Raw genomic sequence first — 21,915 nt, 5'->3', positions numbered from 1 at the left:
GCTTCTCCTTTTCAGCCTCGATATAAAAAAGGTCTTAGAAGATGAAAATGAAAAAAATCTTACTTACAGCCTGTGCCGCAATGTTGTTTATCAGCCAAGCTGGTATCGCTAAAGAAATTAAAATTGGCATGGCTATCGATGACTTACGATTAGAACGCTGGCAGAAAGATAGGGATATATTTGTTGCCAAGGCGAAAACATTGGGCGCGGATGTTTTTGTACAATCGGCCAATGGTAATGAAGAAACACAGATGGCGCAGATTGAAAATATGATCAATCGCGGCGTGGATGTCTTAGTGATTATTCCCTATAACGGCGAAGTGTTGAGTAATGTTATTGCCGAGGCGAAGCGAGAAGGGATCAAGGTTCTGGCTTATGATCGCATGATCAATAATGCTGATATCGATTTTTATATTTCGTTTGATAATGAAAAAGTGGGCGAGCTGCAAGCACAAAGTCTGGTCCAGCGCGTGCCTCAAGGTAACTATTTCCTTATGGGAGGATCGCCTGTCGATAACAATGCCAAGCTCTTCCGTGCAGGGCAGATGAAGGTGCTTAATCCATTAATCAAAGAGGGTAAAATTAAGGTTGTTGGCGACCAGTGGGCAGATGGATGGCTACCGGAAAACGCGCTGAAAATTATGGAAAACGCATTGACTGCCAATAACAATAAAATTGATGCCGTCGTAGCCTCTAACGATGCCACGGCAGGCGGTGCTATTCAGGCTCTTTCTGCCCAGGGGCTGGCAGGTAAAGTAGCGATTTCAGGTCAAGATGCCGACCTTGCCGCGATAAAACGTATTCAAGCCGGCACGCAAACTATGACGGTTTATAAACCTATCACCAAGTTAGCGGATAAGGCCGCTGAAATCGCCGTTCAGTTAGGCAAAGATGAGAAACCGGCGTCCAATGCCACCTTAAACAATGGCAAAAAAGAGGTGCCTTCCTATTTGTTAACCCCTATTCAAGTTGATAAAGAAAATATCGACTCAACCGTGATTGCCGATGGTTTCCATAAAAAGTCGGAACTTAATTGATATTGAGTTAATGATTTTTGCCATCAATGGGACTCGCTCGGCATTCGACGGTTTTACTGTCTGAATGTCCGAGCAATGCGAGGTAACTCATGCCTGTATTATCGGAAAAAAGCTGTCTGCTGGAAATGCGACACATCACCAAAAAATTTGGTCAGGTTAAAGCCGTCGATAATATTAGTCTTAAGCTAGATGCCGGCGAAGTGCTTTCTCTTTGTGGGGAAAATGGTTCCGGAAAATCAACCTTAATGAAAGTGCTATGCGGTATTTATCCTTATGGTAGCTATGAGGGAGAGATCTATTTCTCCGGCGAGCCGCTATTAGCCAAAGGCATTCGTGAGACAGAACAGAAAGGCATCGCGATTATCCATCAGGAATTAGCGCTAGTGAAGCAGATGAGCGTGCTGGAAAATATGTTCCTTGGTAACGAGTGGGGCAAGTTCGGCTTCCTCGATACCGACCAGATGTATTTACGCTGTCGGCGGATGTTAGCCCAGGTTAAATTAAACATTGATCCTCATACGTTGGTGGGGGAATTAGGTCTTGGGCAGCGCCAACTGGTTGAAATTGCCAAGGCGCTCAACAAGCAAGTGCGTCTGCTGGTTCTGGATGAGCCAACCGCCTCGCTCACTGAGAGTGAGACGGAAATCTTATTAGATATCATCCGCGATTTACGAAATCACGACATCGCTTGCATTTATATTTCGCACAAACTGAATGAGGTGCGGTCAATCTCCGACAGACTTTGCGTCATCCGTGATGGGCAACATATTGCCACGCGGGACGCACCCGGAGTCACGGAGCAGGAGATTATTGCGATGATGGTCGGCCGAGAGTTGACCGAACTCTTCCCTGAGCGCCAGAGGCGGATTGGCAAAGAGGTGCTGCGCGTATCGCAGCTAACTGCCTGGCATCCGATTAACCGTCACATTAAGCGAGTGGATAACGTCAGTTTCCATCTGCATGCCGGAGAAGTATTGGGCATTGCAGGGCTAGTGGGGGCTGGACGTACTGAAATTGTGGAGTGCCTATTTGGGGTTTATCCGGGGCGCTGGCAGGGCGAAGTGACCATTGCCGGCAAGATTGCACACATCAACAACTGCCGTGATGCGATGCGACTGGGATTAGCCATGGTGCCGGAAGACCGCAAACGCGACGGCATCGTGCCGGTTATGGCGGTAGGCAGCAACATCACTCTGGCGGCACTGGATAATTTCACCGGCGGCGGCGTGATCCACGAAGCCAATGAGCAGCAGACCATCCGGCAGTCGGTGCGCCAACTGAACATCAAATCTTCCTCTTCCGAATTGGCAATTGGTCGTCTGAGTGGCGGCAATCAGCAAAAAGCGATTTTGGCCCGCTGCCTGTTACTCAAACCCAAAATCCTCATTCTCGATGAGCCGACGCGCGGTATCGATGTCGGCGCAAAACATGAGATTTATAAATTGATCGGTCAACTGGCGGCAGAGGGTATGGCAATCATTGTTATCTCTTCCGAACTGCCAGAGGTGTTGGGGTTAAGCGACAGGGTGCTGGTGATGCATCTTGGCCAGTGCAAGGCCTGTCTGGATAACCATAATTTGACCCAGCAACAAGTGATGGAAGCCGCCTTAAGGAGTGAAGTTAATGTCTAAAATATCCCCGCCAGTCACTGGCGAAACGGCTAATCAATCAGCAGGGTTTTCACTGCATCGCCTTAAGAATATAAACCTGCAGGTCTATGTCATGCTCGCCGCTATTGCGGTGATTATTGTGTTCTTTTCAATCACTACCGATGGCGCCTACATCAGTTCACGTAACATCTCCAACCTGCTGCGCCAAACGGCTATCACCGGGATTTTGGCCGTGGGAATGGTGTTCGTCATTATCTCAGCGGAGATTGATCTCTCCGTCGGCTCAATGATGGGCTTACTCGGCGGCGTGGCGGCCATTTTTGATGTCTGGCTGGGATGGCCGTTGCCGTTAACCATTGTCGTCACGCTACTACTGGGATTGCTGCTTGGGGCATGGAATGGCTGGTGGGTCGCCTACCGTAAAGTCCCATCGTTTATTGTCACGCTAGCGGGGATGCTGGCATTCCGTGGCATCTTAATTGGTATCACCAGTGGGACCACGGTAGCACCGACCACGGCGCAAATGTCGCTGATTGGTCAAAGCTATCTGTCAAATGGCTTGGGTTTTGGGGTTGGCGTGGTGGCACTGGTGCTGTTTATTGGTTTTCAGTGGCGTAAGCGTAATCAGCGGGTAGCGCTCGGTTTGCCGGTGACAGCGGCGAAAAACGATGTTACCCGACAGGCACTGACGGCGGTGATCGCTCTGGGCGCAGTCTTACTGTTGAATGAATATCGTGGCGTGCCGACCCCGGTGTTGATTCTGGTCGCGCTGATGCTGGGCGGGATGTTTATGGCTTCGCGCACGGCCTTTGGGCGGCGAATTTATGCTATCGGTGGCAATATCGATGCTGCACGACTCTCCGGCGTTAATGTTGAGCGCAGCAAGATGGCGGTCTTTGCTATTAATGGCCTGATGGTGGCGATTGCCGGTTTGATTCTCAGTTCACGCCTTGGCGCGGGTTCACCTTCGGCGGGTAACATTGCCGAACTGGATGCCATTGCTGCCTGCGTTATTGGCGGAACCAGCTTGGCTGGCGGGGTGGGCAGCGTCGCGGGGGCAGTGATGGGAGCTTTCATTATGGCTTCACTGGATAATGGCATGAGCATGCTGGATGTTCCCACCTTCTGGCAATATATCGTCAAGGGCGCGATTCTACTGCTGGCAGTATGGATGGACTCGGCCACCAAGCGGCGCGCATAAAGAGACTTATTCACGAGGCGGCTTATCCGAAAGGGGACAAATGGCGATTAAATCCAGTAAACATCACAAATTCTCACGCCGAAGGCGCGGATTTGCCGCGGTCATGTTATTGAGCTAACTCACTGCGCCCCATCTGTTTCTAAACGCTGGGGCACTTTCTTAACTATCTTTCGCTGAGATGGAAACGGCATGTTTGATAAGCGCTTTCGCATAACACTGCTATTCAACGCTAATAAAGTCTATGACCGGCAGGTGGTCGAAGGCGTCGGCGAGTATTTACAGGCGTCACAGTGTGATTGGGATATCTTTATTGAAGAAGATTTCCGTTGTCGTATCGATAACATCAAAGATTGGCTGGGTGATGGCGTTATTGCCGATTTTGACGATCGTGAAATAGAGCACATGCTGCACAATCTCAATGTGCCGACGGTGGGCGTGGGCGGTTCTTATCACCGCGCGGAGGATTATCCCCCCGTACACTACATTGCGACTGACAACTATGCGCTGGTGGAAGCCGCGTTTATGCACTTGAAAGAGAAGGGTATAAACCGTTTCGCCTTCTATGGCTTACCCGGCAGCGGCGGCAAGCGCTGGGCGCAAGAGCGAGAACACGCCTTCCGCCAACTGGTTGCGGCAGAGCAATATCAGGGCGTGGTCTATCAAGGGATGGAAACTGCGCCGGAGAACTGGCAGTACGCGCAGAACAGGCTGGCCGACTGGATACAAACTTTGCCCCAGCAGACGGGGATCATTGCCGTGACGGATGCACGCGCTCGCCATCTGCTTCAGGTGTGTGAACATCTGGATATCGCGGTGCCGGAAAAACTGAGCGTTATTGGCATAGATAATGAGGAGCTTACCCGTTACCTGTCGCGCGTTGCGCTGTCATCCGTGGTGCAAGGCACGCGGCAGATGGGCTACCGGGCGGCCAAGTTACTTCACCAACTGCTGGATAAGCGAGAATTGCCGTTGCAGCGTATTTTGGTTCCGCCGGTAAAAGTGATGGCGCGCCGCTCTACCGATTTTCGTTCATTACGTGACCCTGCCGTGATCCAGGCTATGCATTACATTCGCCACCACGCATGCAAAGGCATTAAGGTTGAGCAGGTGCTTGATGCAATTGGCATATCACGCTCAAACCTTGAAAAGCGTTTTAAAGATGAAACCGGCCAAACTATTCATGGCATTATTCATGATGAAAAGCTGGATAGGGCGCGGAACTTGCTGGCGGCAACCTCAATATCTATCAATGAGATCTCGCAAATGTGTGGCTATCCGTCATTGCAGTATTTCTACTCGGTATTCAAAAAAGGCTATGACATGACGCCGAAAGAGTATCGTGATAAGCATGGTGAAGTCCTTTATTGAGTCATAAAAAAGCCCCCGGGCACCGGGGGCAACATAAATCACAACTTGATCAATCTCAGGCCTTTTATGGCTCTTTGACTTCCTGATATCCGACAAGCATTAATGTGGCGTTTTTCCCACCTTCTTTGCTACTCATCGAAATGACTCTCCCCTGACGTTCACCGCCTACGATGTAGGAAATTTCAGTTTTACCTGCCGCCAGTGCGGCCCTGACGGGTTTGTCTACGGTCACATAACGGAACTGCTGGTTATTGTTTAGCTGCATACTGCCATCGGCGGTGTAATTGAATGGTGGTCGAGTGTTCCACGTCACGCTCTTTTCACTCCAGGCATTAGGATCCGTCGGATAGAAGAAGATATTTCTGACTGCGGAGTCGGTGGTATTGCCATCCCAGACGCGAATTTTATAGGTAAAGGTTACGCCCGGATAATCCTCCATATTGCTCGGGAGTGGCGGAATAGTGAATTTTAATAATGCCATGCTCTGTTTATTCACATCCCGACCCGGAGGGTTCCAGTTGTCTTGAATTAACATAGTAGTTTGGTCATTAAAGTTTTTATCACTATCTTCCAAATTACTAATATAGGTATCTTCAATCACGTCGGTATAGCTATATGGAATATTCTTTCCACAATCCATCTTATAATTCATACAGCGTTCGGTCATGAATGTTGCGGCTTGGTCTGTCCATGCATTCATAAAATCACCGTGAGCTGTATAAGGGCTGCCCCAGCGAGGCGTTAATACGCCATCAACTATTGTAGGATCCATCGATAACTCTATTTTACTCACATCCAGAGAAGTAATTTGTGGCAAGACGTAGGCGATGTTCATATTGACGGTGGCGAGTTTCACCGGATAATCCGTCGGGCATTGATTATTAGTACTATAAGTTGCGTTAATGACGCCGGCGCCCGCTTTGAGATTTTTTCCATCCCAACAGTTGGGGAAAGCAATGCCGATATTTAATTGCACGGCGTCACCGGCAGATCTCAGCCCGCAGATTTGGTCTGCCTTGTTGGTGTATCCAGTACCGTTGGCACATAAGAAAGTAATATGCGGATTTGGGCCGGTACCATCGTGGTCACCGGCTAAGAGTTGCAGCCCGTGTGGATAGGGGGTTAGCGGGTTGTTAATAACATCATTGGCCTGATAGTAGTTCTTCATATAGGACGGATGGACGATCTCACCATTGGGGAGTTTCATGGTGGGAACCCAATAGGCGGTGCTGTCCGCCGCGTTGTTGCAAGTCGTGCCTGACTTGGTTAATAGGGTATCGGCGGTGGAAAAGGCGTTAGTAGAGCGATTGCCAAAAAAATCATGGGACATCGCCATACCAGGTTTGCCGAACATTAAAATCGGATCGTCAGATTTCATATGGCTAAAACTACAATCAACGTCGATTTGAGAATCTGCCGCCAGAGCAGGCACGGGGAGGAAAGCCGCTAGCCCGAATAAGCAGGGCAAAGTGGTCAATACTTTTCTCATGGGATATTCCTCAAAAATAATCAATGATGCACAAGAGAATAAATCGATGAGAGAAGTATTAGCGAAGTTAAATCATTTAGAGAACTTAAAATCTGCTTTCCTGTTATTAATGACAGCAGTCTATGCACTATATATGGGGTGACTAAGAAGTGGGTGGCGGAAGATAATCCTTGCAACGATCATTTATCGAAAAAATTATCTTCCTGTTCTTCTAATGCAGGTTTTTACAGCCTGATACTCAAGGGTGCATTACTTTCTGTCGGCTTAAAAAGGATGCCTTTATCACTTTCGCTGGTTGCGAAGTTTTCAACATAGCTAATCTTGTGAACATTACGCAGACAGAGACTCCAGTCTGTAGCTTCACCCTCAGCGGTAAAGATTATCTGCTCGCCTGAGCGGGTCGCCGTGAGGGTGAAAATCGTATTGCCGTGCAAATCGGTCAGCTTGCTTTCGGCGGTGTGACCTTCATCCAGCTCGAAAAGGTGGAATTCTGGCGCAACGCTATAGTCATAATCTGGCTTCTGATTATTACTGCCTAACGCCAGCAGCGTATTAGGCCGCACATAGAGCGGCAGGCTGTCAAAGCCGTGCTGCTGGTGATGCCAGCGGTTACCTTCTGCCACTTGGTTAGAGAGCAAGTGGGTCCAGCGGCCCGAAGGCAGATAGAAATCAACCTCTCCTTGTTCACTAAATACCGGGGCGACCAGCAAGTCATCGCCGAGCATATATTGGCGATCGAGATAGTCACAGGCCGGATCCTCAGGGAACTCAAGCATCATGGCGCGCATTACTGGCGTTCCATTGTTTGCTGCCTGAGTGGAGGCAGGATAAAGGTAGGGCATCAGTCTGCATTTGAGTTCGGTAAACAGGCGCAAGACGTCGCAGGCCTCTTCATCATAAACCCAGGGAACCCGATAAGACTTACTGCCATGCAACCGGCTATGGCTCGACAGCAGGCCAAAGGCGCACCAGCGCTTATAGATATGTGCAGGAGCCGTGTTTTCAAAGCCGCCGACGTCATGACTCCAGAAACCAAAGCCGGACAGGCCGATGGATAGCCCTCCGCGTAAACTTTCTGCCATTGATTCATAGGTGGCGTAACAGTCGCCGCCCCAGTGAACAGGGAATTGCTGCGCTCCTACCGAGGCTGAACGCGCAAAAAGCACGGCTTCCGACGCGCCCAGCATGTCTTGTAATGTTTCGTAGACCAGTTGGTTGTAAACAAACGCATAGTGGTTGTGCATTTTCTGCGGATCACAGCCGTCATGCCACACCACGTCCGTAGGAATTCGCTCGCCAAAGTCAGTTTTGAAGCAGTCAACGCCCATGTCGATGAGCCGTTTTAGATGATCGGCATACCATGTGCAAGCCTGTGGGTTCGTGAAATCAACAATGGCTTGACCAGGCTGCCATTTGTCCCATTGCCACACGCTTCCATCCGGGCGTTTTAATAAATAGCCGCGTTCTTTGCCTTCTTTAAACAAAGGAGATTTCTGCCCGATATAGGGATTAATCCATACGCAGATTTTTAATCCTTTATTTTTAAGCCGGCGGAGCATGCCCTGTGGGTCCGGGAACACTTGCGGATCCCACTCAAAATCACACCATTGGAAGGCTTTCATCCAGAAGCAGTCAAAATGGAAAACGTGTAGCGGCAAGTTACGCTCAGCCATGCCGTCAATAAAGCGATTCACCGTCTCTTCGTTATAGTTCGTGGTAAACGAAGTGGTCAGCCATAAGCCGAATGACCAGGCGGGAGGCAGTGCTGGTCGGCCGGTGAGCCGAGTATATCGGTCTAACACTTTTTTGGGCGTCGGACCGTCAATGACCAGGTATTCAAGGTATTCGCTTTCCACGCTGAACTGCACCTTCGACACTTTCTCGGAGGCGACTTCAAAGGAGACGGCTTCAGGGTGGTTCACCAGCACGCCATATCCGCGATTAGTGAGGTAAAAGGGAATGTTTTTGTAGGCTTGCTCGGTACTTGTGCCGCCATCGCGGTTCCAGGTTTCTACCGTCTGGCCATTCTTTACCAGTGCGGTAAAGCGTTCTCCCAGACCATAGACAGTTTCGCCGACGCCTAAATCCAGACGCTCCATAATGTAGTTTTTGCCATCACGGTTGTTCTGCACATAGCCATTGGATTTGGCTACGCTGCCGGTGATGCGCTTGCCGTGCCGCAGAAAGTCCAGCGACCAGTGCGGGCCTTTGGTCACGCGCACGCTGAGGTCGCCGCTGTGCAGCGCGCAATATTCCTCACCGTTTTCGAACCTGACGTCGTGCTGAGTTTCGACGTTGAGCGGATACTGCGGGCCGAGATCCAAACCGCCATCAAAATGGGTAATTCGTACCCCAATGACGCCATGCTGCGGGGAGAAGAAACGCAGCGTAAAGAGCGACGTATCAAGCTGGTTGGCTCGCTCACTGGCTTCTCTCGGCGCGGCATATACTGTCATTTCTTGATCAGAAAACTGGACGTCCGACACATACAGTGGATGGGTTAGGACCAGTCCCTCTTGAATTAACCAGTTACCATCACTGATTTTCATTTTTCACTCTCCTTGCTCTCATGATCCTGAGCCAATTTAAAATATGGATTAATGTCTTACTTGAAAAATTCACGTTGATTACGGCGAATACCGCTGGCAACTTCGTCCAAAATGCGGCGTAAGAGTGGGGTGCGCAGGATGTAAAAGCGTTTACAAATAATGGCGCTGAGCAGATAACAGGCGGCGGGAACCAGAGTAAACAGAGCAATGATGCTGGTGAGGGTGCCGCCATTTTGGGTTGCCGCGCCGGACTGATATCCCGCACCAGCCAACACCCAGCCGATGAGCGCGCCAGCAAGGGCTAAACCGAGTTTTAATACAAACAGCGTCCCGGCAAAACTGATCCCCGTCAGGCGCTTACCGTCGTTCCATTCACCGTAATCTACGGTGTCAGACATCATTACCCACTGAATGGGCGTGACCAACTGGTGGAATACGCCAATCACAAAGATGAAGGCAAACATGGTGACGCTGGCGTGAATCGGCAGGAAGAACATGGCCGCACTGAGTACTGCTAAAATGGCGTTAGTCCACCAGAAGACGCTGACCTTACACTTCCAATCGGTCAGAGGTTTAGCCAGCGCGCTGCCGAAGAGGTTGCCCACCGAGTAGGCTCCGAGGAACCAGGCAAAGAGCACCGGATTGCCCAGAATGTAGGTGACGTAATACATCATGGCCCCGCCGCGAACGGCTACCGCCATAATGTTGAGAATGGTCAACAGGCCGACAATGCGCCATTGATCGTTATGCCAGATATCCCGGAGATCTTCTCGCATCGTGCCGGTCGGTTTACCTTCATCGCTGACGCGCTCTTTGGTAGTCGCAAAGCATATGGCAAGCATAACAATGGCCACCACCGCCAGTACCGCGATCCCGCCTTGAAAACCGAGCGCCTTATCCTCGCCACCGATCAATTGCACCAGCGGCATCATTAAGACGGTGCTCAGCATGCCACCGGCGGTGGCTAAAACGAACCGATAGGACTGCAGCGAAATACGTTGAGTAGGATCGGCTGTTATAACGCCACCGAGGGCGCAATAAGGGATATTAACCACCGTGTACATCAGCGTCAGCAAGGTATAAGTGACTGCGGCATAGACCATTTTTCCGGTCATGCTGAGATCGGGAGAAGAGTAGGCGAACACGCACACTATGCCGAAAGGTATGGCACCGAACAGCACGTAAGGGCGAAATTGCCCCCAGCGGGTGCGTGTTCTGTCGGCCAGTAACCCCATGCAAGGGTCGGAAATCGCATCCAGTGCGCGGGCCAGCAAAAACAGCGTGCCCACGTATCCGGCGGGAATACCGAAAATGTCCGTATAGAAAAACATCATATAGAGCATGACGTTATCAAAAATAATGTGGCTAGCCGCGTCCCCTAAGCCGTATCCCACTTTTTCTTTTACCGAAAGAACCTCAGAAACCGATCGCACTTCAGAGCTCATAACGAGACGTCCATATCAACAATGTGAGCTTGCAGTTTTAATCCTTGTCGCGGGTATGGGCTATTGAGTTATTTACTTCTGAAATTACGTTTATTTATTTTTGTGATCGGGCAACAGAAAAACGGCTTAGGTTTGCAAAGTTGCGTTGTTTTGCTGCGAGGAAGCCCTGCTTTATAGCATTTGGCTCTATTCTTAACGGACGAAAAATAATCGAATGGAGATCTGATGAATACTCTTTTTCGCCCCACAGCGCTGTCCATGCTGGCCGCATTGTTCCTCTCTCCCGCCTTTGCCGTGGATAAATCCCCAGAGTCGGTCCCTGAAGCCAACGCCAAGGTTGAAGAGCTGGCAGCGGGCTTGGATCATCCTTGGTCTTTGGCATTTTTGCCCGGCCAGCAGGCCGCATTAATCACCGAGCGTTCCGGGCAGTTGAGGCTGTGGCGGGCTAATAAAGGCTTATCTAAGCCTTTGGCAGGATTACCAAAAGTGTGGGTTGCAGGGCAGGCTGGGCTGTGGGATGTCCGTCTGGCGCCTGATTTTGCCAGTAGCCGCCGCGTCTACCTCAGCTTCGCGCAGCAGGGAGATAAGGGACAGGCCAATGCGGCATTGGGCTACGGGCGTCTGGCCGAGGATGACAGCGGCCTGAAAGACTTCAAAACTATCTTTGTGCAACAACCGGCGTTGAGCAGCGGGATTAATCTCGGCGGCAGGCTGGCTTTTGATTTGCAGGGCAATATCTTCATGTCGACGGGAGATAACAACCAGCGGATGTCGGCCCAGCGGCTCGATAGCCTCAAGGGTAAAATCCTACGCCTGACCCCTGAAGGCGGCATTCCGCAAGATAATCCTTTGGTGAATAAGCCAGCGGCCAAGGGGGAAATCTGGACTTATGGCAATCGCAATGTACAAGGTTTAGCCATTAATCCCTGGAGTCACGCGCTGTGGGAGACAGAGCACGGACCGCGCGGCGGGGATGAAGTCAATCTGCCGCAAGCAGGCAAAAACTACGGCTGGCCGCTGGCGACCTACGGCATAAACTATTCAGGGCAGCCGATACCCGAGGCCAAAGGAACCCATCTTAACGGGGCGGAGGACCCGCTCTACTATTGGCCGGTATCGCCGGCGCTGAGTGGCATGGCGTTTTACAACGCGTCTAAATTCCCGCAGTGGGATCACTCACTATTTATTGGCGCGTTGGCGGGGAGATCCTTGATTAGGTTGACGTTACAGGGTAACAAAATCATCGCGGAAGAGCGTCTGCTAAGCGAGCGTAATGAGCGTATTCGCGAGGTGCGGCTGGGGGAAGATGGCTATATCTACGTGTTGACCGATGAAAGTAATGGCAAGTTGCTGAAGGTGGCGCCGGGAGCCTAGGGCGAAAATGGCCGGAGCTGTCTCCGGCCAGAAGCATATTAAGTCAATGCGATCATCACGTGCTGCTGATACGCCGCGCGTTGAGTAAGCTGTTGGTACCAGCGCTCAACGTGTGGGTGCTTTTGGCGCTCAATATCCAAATTGAACCACGCATAGGCTAAACAGCCCAGCGGGATATCCCCCAAGCCAAACTGTTCCCCGGATAACCATTTTTGCTTCGCCAGCACCTCGTCGAGCGTGGCCCAGGCCTTCTCAAAAGCCGCCATGCCGGTAGCGATAACCTGCGCATCGCGCTGTGCTTCAGGCGTGCGGATCAGGCTGACATAGACCTGCCGGAAGGGGATCGCCAGCGTGCCGCTGGCCCAGTCCAGCCATTTATCGGCAGAAGCGCGCTGTTGGGCATTTGCCCCCCAGAACTCAGGCTGCGCGGAGCGCTCCGCCAGATAGCGCAGAATGGCATTGGATTCCCACAGCACGAAGTCGCCGTCCTGCAAGCAAGGGACTAAGCCATTAGGGTTGAGCGCCAAAAAGCTGGCTTCATTGTTTTTGCCATATTGGCCCCCGGCGTTTATCAGCTGGTACTGCTCACCAAGCTCTTCCAACAGCCACAAGACTTTCTTCACATTGGTCGAATTTTCACGACCCCAGACCGTTAACATGATAATCACTCCAACAAAGTAAAAAGAGGGGCGGCTCAGCTGTGAAAACGCGTCCAGAGCGAAATCAGCAGCCAAGCGGCAAGTGTCCAGCACAGTACGCCGCCGAGTAGTGCATAGGGCAGTTTCATTGAGCCGACGAGGAAATAGAGGGCGACCAGGTAGACCATGTAAGGGATCACGGCCCACAGCCCGAAGATGATGGTAGTGCGTAACGCTTCAATGCTGCGTTCAGTGCCGACAATATAGTGGGCTATCAGCGCAAATGTGGGAAATAGAGGCAATAATCCTGCGATATAGTAGTTTTTGGTTTTCGACAATAAGCCGATTGCCACGACCATTAGCGCACCAATCAGCGCTTTTATGAGCAGACCCATCTTTTATTTCCTATCGTATTACCGCGCTATGTTGAGAGTCCATTGCGGGTAAGCACTTTATAGTTATCGTCAATAATCAATGCCGTGGCACAAACTTGCCCGAGTCACATTATCTGGTCAAGAGGCGCGATGAGAATAAATATTGCGCAGCAAAATGCAACAAAGCTTAAAAATCGCGACTATTCTAACAATCTTTACATTGCAACGGTTTCATCGCCGCGCATAAAACGGTAGGTTTTAGTCTCGGCGAACGTTTCACTTTTCAGGCGTAAATCTGTTTGAAAGATAAGATAAATTTCAGTTACATGGACAAAAGCGCTGATAACCTATGACAATTTCTCCTAAATTCCAACGGACCTTCCTATGCGCGCTCGGCGGCGGCGTTATGCTGCTAGCGCTTCCTGCTGCACAGGCAGATACCAACCCCGTAGCCCCGCAGATTAACGCGAAATCTTGGGTATTAATGGACTATAACAGCGGCAAAGTGCTGACTGAGTCCAACCCCGATGCCCGTCTTGACCCGGCCAGCCTGACCAAAATTATGGTCAGCTATGTGGTGGGTCAGGCGATTAAATCTGGCAAAGTCACTCCTGATGACATGGTTTCAGTTGGGCAGGATGCCTGGGCGACGGGCAACCCGGTGCTGCGCGGCTCCTCGCTGATGTTCCTCAAGCCGGGCGACAAGGTGCCGGTTTCCGAGCTGAACAAAGGGATCGTGATTCAATCGGGTAACGACGCCAGCATTGCCTTGGCTGATTACATTGCCGGAAGCCAAGACTCTTTCGTCAGCCTGATGAACCGCTATTCGCAGCAGCTCAAGTTAGATAACACTCATTTCAAAACCGTCCACGGTCTTGATGCAGACGGGCAGTACAGCTCGGCGAAAGACATGGCGCTGCTGTCTCAGGCGCTGATCCGTGATACGCCGGACGAATACGCGCTGCACAAAGAAAAAGAATTCACCTTCAACCATATTCGCCAGATTAACCGTAACCGTCTGTTATGGAGCAGCAGTCTAAACGTTGACGGCATCAAAACCGGCTATACCTCCGGCGCGGGTTATAACCTGGTTTCTTCGGCCAGTGACCCAAGCGGCATGCGCCTGATTGCCGTGGTGATGGGCGCGCCAAGTGACCGTATTCGTTTTAGCGAAAGCGAAAGCCTGCTGACCTGGGGGTTCCGTTTCTTTGAAACGCTGACGCCGATTAAAGCGGGTAATGCTTTCACCACCCAGCGCGTGTGGTTCGGCGAGGAGAAAATGGTGCCGCTGGGCGTGGCGGAAGACGCATCTTTGACCATGCCAAAGGGCCAGCTCAAAAACCTTAAGGCCAGCTTTAATCTAACCAACAAAGAGTTGGAAGCCCCGCTGAGCAAGAATCAGGTGGTGGGAACGGTTGATTTTAGCCTCGACGGCAAAGTCATCGACTCACGCCCGCTGGTGGCGTTGCAGGAAGTGAAAGAGGGCGGCTTCTTCAGCCGTATCTGGGATTTCGTGATGATGAAAATCACCGGCCTGTTTGGTTCGATTTTCGGCAAATAATTTTGTCATTGTCTGTAATCAAAAGGCCCGGCATGAGTATGCCGGGCCTTTTGTTTTCGTGGCTTGTGACGCGTCGCGATAAGAGATTACTCGCGAACCCAGCCTTTACGGATGGGCAGGGCAAAGCTAAAGCGATAGAGCTTGTCTAAGCCTGCTGAGATCTGCTCGCCATACAGGTTCCACACCAGCTGCGAGAACAGACAACCCACCATGCCGACCAACAGGCCGCCGAGCATATCCAACGGCCAGTGTACCCCGAGGTAAACGCGTGACCAGGCAATGCCAAGGGCGGTGACGATTAACAGCGCGCCAGACCACAGGCGATGCCAGAACAAGAACGCAATGGCAAAGGTGAAAATCGCGGTGCCGTGGTCGCTAGGGAAGGAATCATCGGGCGCGTGATGCAGGAAGTTATAGCCAAAGCCTTCAACGAACGGACGTGCGTGCGGGAATAGCATCGACAAGGTTTTTGCGCAGCTCATTGAGAACAACAGTGCGATAACGGTTTTTGTCACTAAGGTACGCTGGAAAACGATATGTTCGCGGTGACCCCATAGCCAAAGCCCAATAATGAGCATCGGCACAATCATAATCATGTCATTGGCCATAAAAGTGGCAAATTTGATCAGCGCGGGCGGGGAGTCTGGCGTGGCGTTAATCCAGGTAAATAAAAGATGGTTTAATTGCTCCATGCTTGGTACCCCAGCACGGTTTTTTGTTCACTTTGAATCTGCAAAATCACTACCCTCATCATCATTGGAGTCAGCCAAATAAGCGGCTGAAAATGTTCTAGTAACTTACTGACCATAATTCCAAAATTCGGTTCAACGTTAGTTTGAGTTAAGCGCTGGGTAAAGGGGGATCGTCTGAATATCCCAATTTCATTGAGCTACGGTATAGGTTCAGAGTGAAATCAGTTTATGGAGTGAAAATTAAGAAATCCTTAAGCCGGGGGAGGACGAGCCTCCCGACTTAAACAGTCTGAAAATGGTGATGAGGCAGGAAAGAGCGTGTTTTTTAATGCAGTGAGTGATTAACGCGGTTTTTGCGCGGCGAGCAGGAACATCATTGGGCGTTCGGTCTCTTCTTGCAGAGCGGGCGTGCTGGCTAATTGCTCGGCAGAAGGACCCCACTCATCAAGCTGGGAGATAATAAATCCACTCTTGATCAGCAAGTTAATGTAAGTCGCCAGTTTACGATGCTGTTTGACAACCCCTTCGGCAAACCAGTTTGTGACGCGTTCGCCTTCCCGCTGATAGCCGTCTATCGGCCAGGTTTTCTGCCCGCTGGTGGTCGTTAGCCAACCCGGTTGCGCCGGTGCGGTGAAAATCGGGTGCTCGGCCGAAAAGACAAAATGCCCGCCCGGAACCAGAGATTGATACACCTGGTCAAACAGCCCTGAGAGGTTTTGCAGATAGTGCAACGCCAGAGAACTGTAGGCCAAAGAGTATGTTTCAGCCGGTAATCTCAGCTGATCCAAGTCTTCACGGCGATATTCAATACCAGAATCAGCCGTCATACTGCGGGCCTTTTCCAGCATCTTTGCAGAAATATCTAACCCTAAGACCTGCGCCGCCCCCTGTTCGCGCATATGGCGGCAGAACCAGCCATAACCACAGCCGAGGTCAACCACTTTTGCCCCGCGAAGGTCGGGCAGCATGGCTTTTAGGGCAGGCCATTCCGGCGCGCCGTCTAAACCATGAATTGAACGGTTAAGTTGTGAATAACCCTCGAAAAATTGCTGATCGTCATAAATGTTTTGAGCCATATTAATGCTTCCTTTAAAACGTTATCCTGTGCCGTATAGGCCCACATAGTGTAGTGAAAAAAGTCCGGGAGAAAAACGTTTGGAGATTCGACAGGCGGTACTGGCTGAGATTGAGCCACTTCGGCAGCTAGGGATTTCAACTTACCGCCACTATTTTGGCGCGTTGTGGCAAAGCCCGGCGGAGCTTGAGGCGTTTCTGGAAAGTGACTTCTCCCTTGAGATTCTCACCGCAGGGTTTAGCGATCCGCAGCAACAGTGGTGGGTGGCTTGTGAAGAGGGGCGACTGCTGGGGTTTGCCAAAGTGCACGACCAGCAGACGCTGCCGGAGAGCGAACAGCGCGGTGCTATGCTTTGTAAACTTTATCTGCAGCCTGGCGCGAAATCCCGGGGACTGGGCTCGCTTTTGTTCAACCACGTTGAGCAACAGGTAAAAAACCGCCAGCAGAACTTACTTTGGTTGACCGTGTTGCAAAGCAATACTGCCGCTATCGCATTTTATCAACGTCAGGGCATGATGATTCATAGCGAATCCGCCTATGTGACACAGACGCAAACTACGCCGCTGTGGACAATGAAAAAGGAATTAGGATGAGAAGGAAGGTGCAATGGTCAGAGTAAAACTGGGCGGGCTGTTTATCACGCTGGCAGAGAATGAAGAGATCCCAGCTGACGAAGAGCTTTACGAGCATTACACCTACATTATTCGCTCCCAGCCGCGCGGTTTTGAGATCCTGCGCTACGATCCTTATGCTGGTTGGAAACGCAAACCTGACCGTTGGTTCTCGACCGGGCACAACGCCTTTGTCTTTGCCTACGAGTCTTACGTTGAAGAGTGGAATCAGGTCGATGGCCGCATCGGCGGGCCTTCTCAGACCGTCAATCGTATCATTTAGGCCATCACCAGGAGCGCCCGTGGATCACCCTTCGGCAGACAAGATTATCGATTTATACCAGCGTAACAGTGATTATTGGGATGATATTCGCGGCAAGCAGCTTTTCGAGTTGCCCTGGCTCGAGCACTTTCTCAACCTGCAATCCGCCGTAGCCGACATTCTGGACATCGGCTGTGGCTCCGGCAAGCCGATAGCTAATTACTTTGTCGAGCAAGGCCATCGGGTGACCGGCGTGGACTCTTCGGCGGCGATGATTGCCCTCTGTCGCCAGCGTTTTCCTGCCCATCACTGGCAAGTGGCCGATATGCGGCAGCTTGCGCTTGGGCAGAAATTTGATGGCATTCTGGCGTGGGACAGTTTTTTTCATCTTAAACGCGACGATCAGCGTGGGATGTTTGCCCTCTTTGAGCAGCACGCCAAACCCAACGCGGCACTGATGTTTACCAGCGGCCCCGCCAACGGCGAAGCGATTGGCGAATTCAATGGCGAAACTTTGTATCACGCCAGTTTAGCGCCAGAAGAGTACCGCCAGTTGTTGGCTGATCATGGCTTCAGCCTAGTGAAAAACGTGGTTGAAGACCCTGAATGCGGCGGCCACACCATTTGGCTGGCGCAGGCAGGCGAATCCTGAAACCTAACAAATAGAGCATTAATAAATAATCATCAATGGTTATATAAATTAATGCTTTTAAAAATTCGATAAATTATCTTCCTAATAAAATCATGCGGATGTGTTTTTATTCCGTTCACTAGCACCTCTTACACATTGCATTTGTTAAACCATGGTCTAATTTTTAATCAGGTGCCGGCATCATGCATAAGCCGCCCACCTACATAGCCCGTATTTAATAGCTCTGGCTTAATCATTCAACTGCAATAAGGGTATATTCATGAAAGAAAACAAAGAATTGCGCGAATTGTCTATGGACGAAGTTGATGCTGTAAGTGGTGGTGGATTGATCGGTGATTTGCTGGGTAACGTGGGTCAAATTGTGACGCCAGTACCGATTGTCGGCCCGATTTTGGGCGGAATTTTAGGTACCATTGGCGGCAAGTTCCCTCTGTAACTTTCCCAAAAGTATTTGAAGAAGCCCCGTTTATCGGGGCTTTTGTATTGGTCCAATCTCAGATAACGACTAAGCTAAGCCAACTGATTTTCAGGCCGGAGCAAAGCATGACCTTCGATTGGCATAGCGCACCTTTATCCCGCGGCACGGTGATAGATAACCACTATAAAAACACCCAAAACGTACGCCGTTTTCTCACTCAGGAGTGCGGGGAAAACTTCAAATTCGACAGAGACTTTATGGCTTGGATCCGCAGCGGCGCAGCTAAGAATCTGGGCGACGTGGTAGATGAGTGGGTTAGGCGGGGGGAGGGAAGTACAAAAGAAAAAACCCGATAGTTTAATTAGTCTATATAAAACAATGAATTACATATTTTACAATGAGTTGGCTATGTGGTGATAGGTGATGAATTAGGAGTATTGCCATTCTCTATCGCCACTTTGTCGCCACTTTTCATGGTGGCCAAGGGGTTGAAGTGAAGGGCGGTATCGAGGTGTTCAGGTGCGAAATGAGCATAGCGCATTGTCATCTGAATATCAGAATGACCAAGAATTCTTTGTAGCACCAAAATATTGCCACCGGACATCATAAAATGGGCTGCAAAGGTGTGGCGTAGAACGTGAGTAAGCTGGCCTTTAGGCAAAACAATATCAGTTGAATCGATTGCGGCCATAAATCGGAAGTAGCATTCGCTGAAAAATCTGTCTCCCTTAAGGCTAGTGATTTCGTCGTAAAGTTCCTTGCTGACCGGAACGCTACGATTCTTCTTTCCCTTCGTTCTGACGAACGTAATTTTATACGGCGTAACCTGCGAACGTTTAAGTTTTTCGGCTTCACTCCACCTTGCACCAGTCGACAAACAAACCTTCACTACAAGAGGTAAATCAGGCTTACCTTTGCTACAAGCTACGAGTAACTGCGCTATCTGCTCATGGGTTAGCCAGGACATTTCTTTTTCAGCTGTTGCAAATTTTCTCAGCGTCTCTAGTGGATTGGGTTGTTTCCATTCTCCAAGGCGGATCAGCTCGCTGAACATACCGCTAAAATAGCTTTGCTCAAGGTTAATGGTTACCGGGTCAGCACCTTGTCGCCAGCGTTCTGCAAAGTAGATTTCGCCGTTTAAGCGTTTATCGCGGTAGTGTGCAAAGTCTTTGGCAGTGAAAGTAGTAGCGGGGGGATTGCCTAGGGCTTCGACCATGAGGCAAATCTTTTGATAGGTTTGCTTACCCGCTGTCAGAGACTGGCCATGCAGGTTATACCAAAGCTTTGCTATGTCGCCCAGGCTGCGGCGATCCGTCTTTTCACCAAGCCAAGGCTTATTATCCGCTTCATCCATCGTGTGACGTTCGAAAGCTAAAGCCTCGCCTTTAGTTGCAAACTGTTTACGTACCCTGCGGCCGTTGCGGCCAGCAGGGTAGCATTCACAAATCCATGAACCTGTTGTAAGTTTCCGAACTGCCATTCTGACCCCCTTCTTAGAAGGGGATATTTAACTGTATATAAAAACAGTGGTCAATGTGTGTTTTTGAAAATTCATACATTAAAGCTGAGAATTCTCATCTTTAAAAAATTCAGCAATTTCAAGCATCCATCCAGGGGTGTTAATATCTTCACTATCATAAACTTCTGAGCAGTATCTATAACAAAAATCAACTTTTTTACCAGGAAGATCAAGATAATTTTGTATAATATCTTTTTGCTTAGCTGTTATATCTAATATTCCCGCAGATACCTCGCAATCTAAGGTTTCTATATTTTTCATGAAATCAAAATCTTCATTACCCGCCTCATATAAACTATATAAAGTTTGGTAATAAAAAAGGCCATCCAAAGCATCTTCAATTTCAGTTGCGGGGCTAACTCTATTATCAGTTGTTTTTAATAAATCAATGCAGCCAGTTTTTTTATTAAAAAGTAATCTTCTTAATCTTAAGTTAGCTATGGAATCTGTACTATTGAACTCAGTATGTGCTTGATCAGTATCCAATAAGCAGAATACTTTTCCTTTGATTGTGCTTCTTCTGTCTTTTAATGCAAGTGTCAAGTAGGTATATATGTCTTTGAGAGCAAATGAGCCGCCAACAGGCAAAATAATCAAGTTTTCGATGTCTTCACACTCAAGGTGAACCTGAAGATAATTTTTGTCAGTTTTCCCTTCGCATAATAACCAGTTATAATTATTGGTTGCAGTAATGGAAGCAATTATAGATTGTACTAAATCATGGGTGCTTTTAACTTCTAGCGTGTCTAAATAAATCCCTTTAGACTCTTTTACAAAATTACTTATTTCCTCTTTAAATGATCTTAGGTTAAGTAATTTGATATGATTCTGATTTGGAGATATATAAGTGGCTGAACCGACACCAGCAACCGGGAGGAAACCATACCAGTGAGTGGTAATAAGTGTTTGAACCCCTAGCTCACTGATATTTTTTATCTTTTCGAATTGTTGGAAGCATGCGGTTGCGTGAAGTGAAAGCTCCGGCTCGTCAATGGCAAATATTGTTTGTGATGCGTTCTTTTTTGGGTTTGATTTAAGGAAAGCAAATGCAAGATCTAGTAATGCTTTTCTTTTTTCTCCCGAACTAAGATTAGTTATTGGCGTGTCACTCCCATCGATTCTACGATGCAATATTTTATCAGTAAAAAAGGTTTCTATGATTTTTAGAATCATATGTCTCTGAGTGAAAAGCGTTTGTCGCTGGGAAGGTTTTTTAAAATGATAGCTATTATCAAGTAAATTAGATATATCTGAGATATACTGGTTTAAATGCTTATTTATTTCATCTATATCTTTCTTTTGTATGATTTTTTGTATTTTGTTTTGTATGTCATCACCAAGCAATGATTGCGATAGTTCACCTTCAATCTTTGAGTAACTATCGACAGTAATCTCAGCCGGTAAATAAATGTATGAATAAAGTTCTCTGATGAAATCAAGTATCTTTGGCTTTACCTCATCTAACGAACGTTTTTTTAACCACGCAAAATTTGTGAATGGTTCTAAAGCTTCTGATAACTCTTCTCCGTAATCAGGGATTGATTCAAAGATAGACATTGAAGGAACAGGAATCTCACCAGCTCTCGTTTTTGTAAAACCAATTGGAATTAAAAAATAACTTTTTTCGTTGTAGTTTTTTGCTAAGTTATCTTTATGTTCAATAAATTTGTCCGCAATTCCCCGCTGAAATGTTGAGGTAAATTCGTGTGATTGAAGATTCCAAGTGATATTGCTGATTACTTCCAAAATGCGAGTGATTATATTTCCGCGGCGAATTTTTGATTTCGCAATAAGAAACACAGGTACTATGAAAGGTTCTCTAGTTTCAAGCCCTTGGCCTCTAACTTCATTATTAATATCTAAACGGTGAATGTCATTTTGGTTTAGTACCGTATTTAATGCAGAAAGAACCGTGCTCTTCCCAACACCGTTCTCCCCTATGAAGTAAGATGAGTTACTATCGAGCATTATAGGAATGTAATTCTGGTTTTTGAAAGATTTAAAATTCCGAAGAAATAATCCGACAATCATTGTGAGGTC

Annotated in this window: 20 protein-coding genes; 11 read left to right on the top strand and 9 right to left on the bottom strand. The window is 48.9% G+C overall.

The window, feature by feature from the left end:
• The first annotated feature begins 41 nt into the window (after positions 1 to 41).
• The 4 genes from xylF (at position 42) to xylR (ending at position 5,216) form a co-directional block, all read left to right on the top strand.
• Positions 42 to 1,037, top strand: coding sequence for a D-xylose ABC transporter substrate-binding protein (gene xylF / locus SBO83_RS06495; RefSeq protein ID WP_396130875.1), 996 nt, complete (start codon positions 42 to 44; stop codon positions 1,035 to 1,037).
• An 89-nt stretch (positions 1,038 to 1,126) separates the two neighbouring features.
• Positions 1,127 to 2,668, top strand: a complete 1,542-nt coding sequence (locus SBO83_RS06490; protein ID WP_396130874.1) for a xylose ABC transporter ATP-binding protein — start codon at positions 1,127 to 1,129, stop codon at positions 2,666 to 2,668.
• The gene (locus SBO83_RS06485; protein WP_396130873.1) at positions 2,661 to 3,848 is read left to right on the top strand and encodes an ABC transporter permease subunit; all 1,188 of its coding nucleotides are present in this window, start codon (positions 2,661 to 2,663) and stop codon (positions 3,846 to 3,848) included. The genes SBO83_RS06490 and SBO83_RS06485 overlap by 8 nt, the downstream gene beginning before the upstream one ends.
• A gap of 189 nt (positions 3,849 to 4,037) precedes the next feature.
• A complete protein-coding gene (xylR, locus tag SBO83_RS06480) occupies positions 4,038 to 5,216 on the top strand; it encodes a D-xylose utilization transcriptional activator XylR (RefSeq protein WP_396130872.1) in 1,179 nt (392 codons plus the stop codon).
• A gap of 64 nt (positions 5,217 to 5,280) precedes the next feature.
• Here xylR and SBO83_RS06475 read toward each other — a convergent pair whose 3' ends face one another.
• From SBO83_RS06475 to SBO83_RS06465, 3 genes are all read right to left on the bottom strand, one after another.
• Complete coding sequence (locus SBO83_RS06475; RefSeq protein WP_396130870.1) at positions 5,281 to 6,705, bottom strand: CBM96 family carbohydrate-binding protein; 1,425 nt, start codon at positions 6,703 to 6,705, stop codon at positions 5,281 to 5,283.
• A 224-nt stretch (positions 6,706 to 6,929) separates the two neighbouring features.
• Entirely contained in the window at positions 6,930 to 9,254 is a 2,325-nt protein-coding gene (gene yicI / locus SBO83_RS06470) for an alpha-xylosidase (RefSeq protein WP_396130869.1), read from the bottom strand.
• A 56-nt stretch (positions 9,255 to 9,310) separates the two neighbouring features.
• The gene (locus SBO83_RS06465) at positions 9,311 to 10,699 is read right to left on the bottom strand and encodes a glycoside-pentoside-hexuronide family transporter (protein WP_396130868.1); all 1,389 of its coding nucleotides are present in this window, start codon (positions 10,697 to 10,699) and stop codon (positions 9,311 to 9,313) included.
• Between the two features lie 225 nt (positions 10,700 to 10,924).
• On the opposite strand from SBO83_RS06465, the gene SBO83_RS06460 reads away from it, so the two are divergent.
• Positions 10,925 to 12,073 (top strand): PQQ-dependent sugar dehydrogenase, encoded by a 1,149-nt coding sequence (locus SBO83_RS06460; protein WP_396130867.1) that lies wholly within the window; start codon positions 10,925 to 10,927, stop codon positions 12,071 to 12,073.
• Between the two features lie 38 nt (positions 12,074 to 12,111).
• Here the strand turns inward: SBO83_RS06460 and SBO83_RS06455 are convergent, their stop codons facing one another.
• Both SBO83_RS06455 and SBO83_RS06450 read right to left on the bottom strand, forming a co-directional pair.
• Entirely contained in the window at positions 12,112 to 12,732 is a 621-nt protein-coding gene (locus SBO83_RS06455) for a glutathione S-transferase N-terminal domain-containing protein (RefSeq protein ID WP_396130866.1), read from the bottom strand.
• Between the two features lie 35 nt (positions 12,733 to 12,767).
• Complete coding sequence (locus tag SBO83_RS06450) at positions 12,768 to 13,106, bottom strand: GlpM family protein (RefSeq protein ID WP_396130865.1); 339 nt, start codon at positions 13,104 to 13,106, stop codon at positions 12,768 to 12,770.
• A gap of 328 nt (positions 13,107 to 13,434) precedes the next feature.
• Here SBO83_RS06450 and SBO83_RS06445 point away from each other — a divergent pair, with 328 nt between their 5' ends.
• Positions 13,435 to 14,646 carry a serine hydrolase gene (locus tag SBO83_RS06445; protein WP_353501888.1) on the top strand — a complete coding sequence of 404 codons (1,212 nt, stop codon included), beginning with the start codon at positions 13,435 to 13,437 and terminating at the stop codon, positions 14,644 to 14,646.
• An 86-nt stretch (positions 14,647 to 14,732) separates the two neighbouring features.
• On the opposite strand, the gene ybjG is transcribed toward SBO83_RS06445, so the two are convergent.
• Both ybjG and SBO83_RS06435 read right to left on the bottom strand, forming a co-directional pair.
• On the bottom strand, positions 14,733 to 15,338 hold the full coding sequence (gene ybjG, locus SBO83_RS06440) for an undecaprenyl-diphosphate phosphatase (protein WP_396130864.1): 606 nt from the start codon (positions 15,336 to 15,338) through the stop codon (positions 14,733 to 14,735).
• Between the two features lie 341 nt (positions 15,339 to 15,679).
• Positions 15,680 to 16,414 carry a methyltransferase domain-containing protein gene (locus tag SBO83_RS06435; RefSeq protein ID WP_396130863.1) on the bottom strand — a complete coding sequence of 245 codons (735 nt, stop codon included), beginning with the start codon at positions 16,412 to 16,414 and terminating at the stop codon, positions 15,680 to 15,682.
• Positions 16,415 to 16,493: 79 nt separating this feature from the next.
• Between SBO83_RS06435 and SBO83_RS06430 the strand changes: the two genes are divergently transcribed.
• From SBO83_RS06430 to SBO83_RS06410, 5 genes are all read left to right on the top strand, one after another.
• Positions 16,494 to 17,006, top strand: coding sequence for a GNAT family N-acetyltransferase (locus SBO83_RS06430; protein WP_396130862.1), 513 nt, complete (start codon positions 16,494 to 16,496; stop codon positions 17,004 to 17,006).
• A gap of 13 nt (positions 17,007 to 17,019) precedes the next feature.
• Positions 17,020 to 17,307 carry a hypothetical protein gene (locus tag SBO83_RS06425; RefSeq protein WP_353501892.1) on the top strand — a complete coding sequence of 96 codons (288 nt, stop codon included), beginning with the start codon at positions 17,020 to 17,022 and terminating at the stop codon, positions 17,305 to 17,307.
• A 19-nt stretch (positions 17,308 to 17,326) separates the two neighbouring features.
• Positions 17,327 to 17,938 carry a methyltransferase domain-containing protein gene (locus tag SBO83_RS06420; RefSeq protein WP_396130861.1) on the top strand — a complete coding sequence of 204 codons (612 nt, stop codon included), beginning with the start codon at positions 17,327 to 17,329 and terminating at the stop codon, positions 17,936 to 17,938.
• Positions 17,939 to 18,197: 259 nt separating this feature from the next.
• Positions 18,198 to 18,374: a hypothetical protein gene (locus SBO83_RS06415; RefSeq protein WP_396130860.1), complete on the top strand. Its 177-nt coding sequence runs from the start codon at positions 18,198 to 18,200 to the stop codon at positions 18,372 to 18,374.
• Between the two features lie 107 nt (positions 18,375 to 18,481).
• Entirely contained in the window at positions 18,482 to 18,712 is a 231-nt protein-coding gene (locus SBO83_RS06410; RefSeq protein WP_396130859.1) for a DUF6434 domain-containing protein, read from the top strand.
• Positions 18,713 to 18,762: 50 nt separating this feature from the next.
• Here SBO83_RS06410 and SBO83_RS06405 read toward each other — a convergent pair whose 3' ends face one another.
• Both SBO83_RS06405 and SBO83_RS06400 read right to left on the bottom strand, forming a co-directional pair.
• The gene (locus tag SBO83_RS06405; protein WP_396130858.1) at positions 18,763 to 19,836 is read right to left on the bottom strand and encodes a phage integrase; all 1,074 of its coding nucleotides are present in this window, start codon (positions 19,834 to 19,836) and stop codon (positions 18,763 to 18,765) included.
• Positions 19,837 to 19,914: 78 nt separating this feature from the next.
• Positions 19,915 to 21,906, bottom strand: coding sequence for an AAA family ATPase (locus tag SBO83_RS06400; protein ID WP_396130857.1), 1,992 nt, complete (start codon positions 21,904 to 21,906; stop codon positions 19,915 to 19,917).
• Positions 21,907 to 21,915 lie beyond the last annotated feature (9 nt).

Origin of the sequence: Ewingella allii (assembly GCF_044430645.1) — a bacterium.
In the GTDB taxonomy this organism is placed as follows: domain Bacteria; phylum Pseudomonadota; class Gammaproteobacteria; order Enterobacterales; family Enterobacteriaceae; genus Ewingella; species Ewingella allii.
Note: the sequence above shows the minus strand (reverse complement) of the source record. Positions and strands in the feature narration are given on the sequence as shown.

What these genes read in the sequence shown, in the direction of transcription:
- xylF (WP_396130875.1), top strand. Translation starts at nt 42, where the DNA reads ATGAAAATGAAAAAAATCTTACTTACAGCCTGTGCCGCAATGTTGTTT.
- SBO83_RS06490 (WP_396130874.1), top strand. Translation starts at nt 1,127, where the DNA reads ATGCCTGTATTATCGGAAAAAAGCTGTCTGCTGGAAATGCGACACATC.
- SBO83_RS06485 (WP_396130873.1), top strand. Translation starts at nt 2,661, where the DNA reads ATGTCTAAAATATCCCCGCCAGTCACTGGCGAAACGGCTAATCAATCA.
- xylR (WP_396130872.1), top strand. Translation starts at nt 4,038, where the DNA reads ATGTTTGATAAGCGCTTTCGCATAACACTGCTATTCAACGCTAATAAA.
- SBO83_RS06475 (WP_396130870.1), bottom strand. Translation starts at nt 6,705, where the DNA reads ATGAGAAAAGTATTGACCACTTTGCCCTGCTTATTCGGGCTAGCGGCT.
- yicI (WP_396130869.1), bottom strand. Translation starts at nt 9,254, where the DNA reads ATGAAAATCAGTGATGGTAACTGGTTAATTCAAGAGGGACTGGTCCTA.
- SBO83_RS06465 (WP_396130868.1), bottom strand. Translation starts at nt 10,699, where the DNA reads ATGAGCTCTGAAGTGCGATCGGTTTCTGAGGTTCTTTCGGTAAAAGAA.
- SBO83_RS06460 (WP_396130867.1), top strand. Translation starts at nt 10,925, where the DNA reads ATGAATACTCTTTTTCGCCCCACAGCGCTGTCCATGCTGGCCGCATTG.
- SBO83_RS06455 (WP_396130866.1), bottom strand. Translation starts at nt 12,732, where the DNA reads ATGTTAACGGTCTGGGGTCGTGAAAATTCGACCAATGTGAAGAAAGTC.
- SBO83_RS06450 (WP_396130865.1), bottom strand. Translation starts at nt 13,106, where the DNA reads ATGGGTCTGCTCATAAAAGCGCTGATTGGTGCGCTAATGGTCGTGGCA.
- SBO83_RS06445 (WP_353501888.1), top strand. Translation starts at nt 13,435, where the DNA reads ATGACAATTTCTCCTAAATTCCAACGGACCTTCCTATGCGCGCTCGGC.
- ybjG (WP_396130864.1), bottom strand. Translation starts at nt 15,338, where the DNA reads ATGGAGCAATTAAACCATCTTTTATTTACCTGGATTAACGCCACGCCA.
- SBO83_RS06435 (WP_396130863.1), bottom strand. Translation starts at nt 16,414, where the DNA reads ATGGCTCAAAACATTTATGACGATCAGCAATTTTTCGAGGGTTATTCA.
- SBO83_RS06425 (WP_353501892.1), top strand. Translation starts at nt 17,020, where the DNA reads ATGGTCAGAGTAAAACTGGGCGGGCTGTTTATCACGCTGGCAGAGAAT.
- SBO83_RS06415 (WP_396130860.1), top strand. Translation starts at nt 18,198, where the DNA reads ATGAAAGAAAACAAAGAATTGCGCGAATTGTCTATGGACGAAGTTGAT.
- SBO83_RS06410 (WP_396130859.1), top strand. Translation starts at nt 18,482, where the DNA reads ATGACCTTCGATTGGCATAGCGCACCTTTATCCCGCGGCACGGTGATA.
- SBO83_RS06405 (WP_396130858.1), bottom strand. Translation starts at nt 19,836, where the DNA reads ATGGCAGTTCGGAAACTTACAACAGGTTCATGGATTTGTGAATGCTAC.
- SBO83_RS06400 (WP_396130857.1), bottom strand. Translation starts at nt 21,906, where the DNA reads ATGATTGTCGGATTATTTCTTCGGAATTTTAAATCTTTCAAAAACCAG.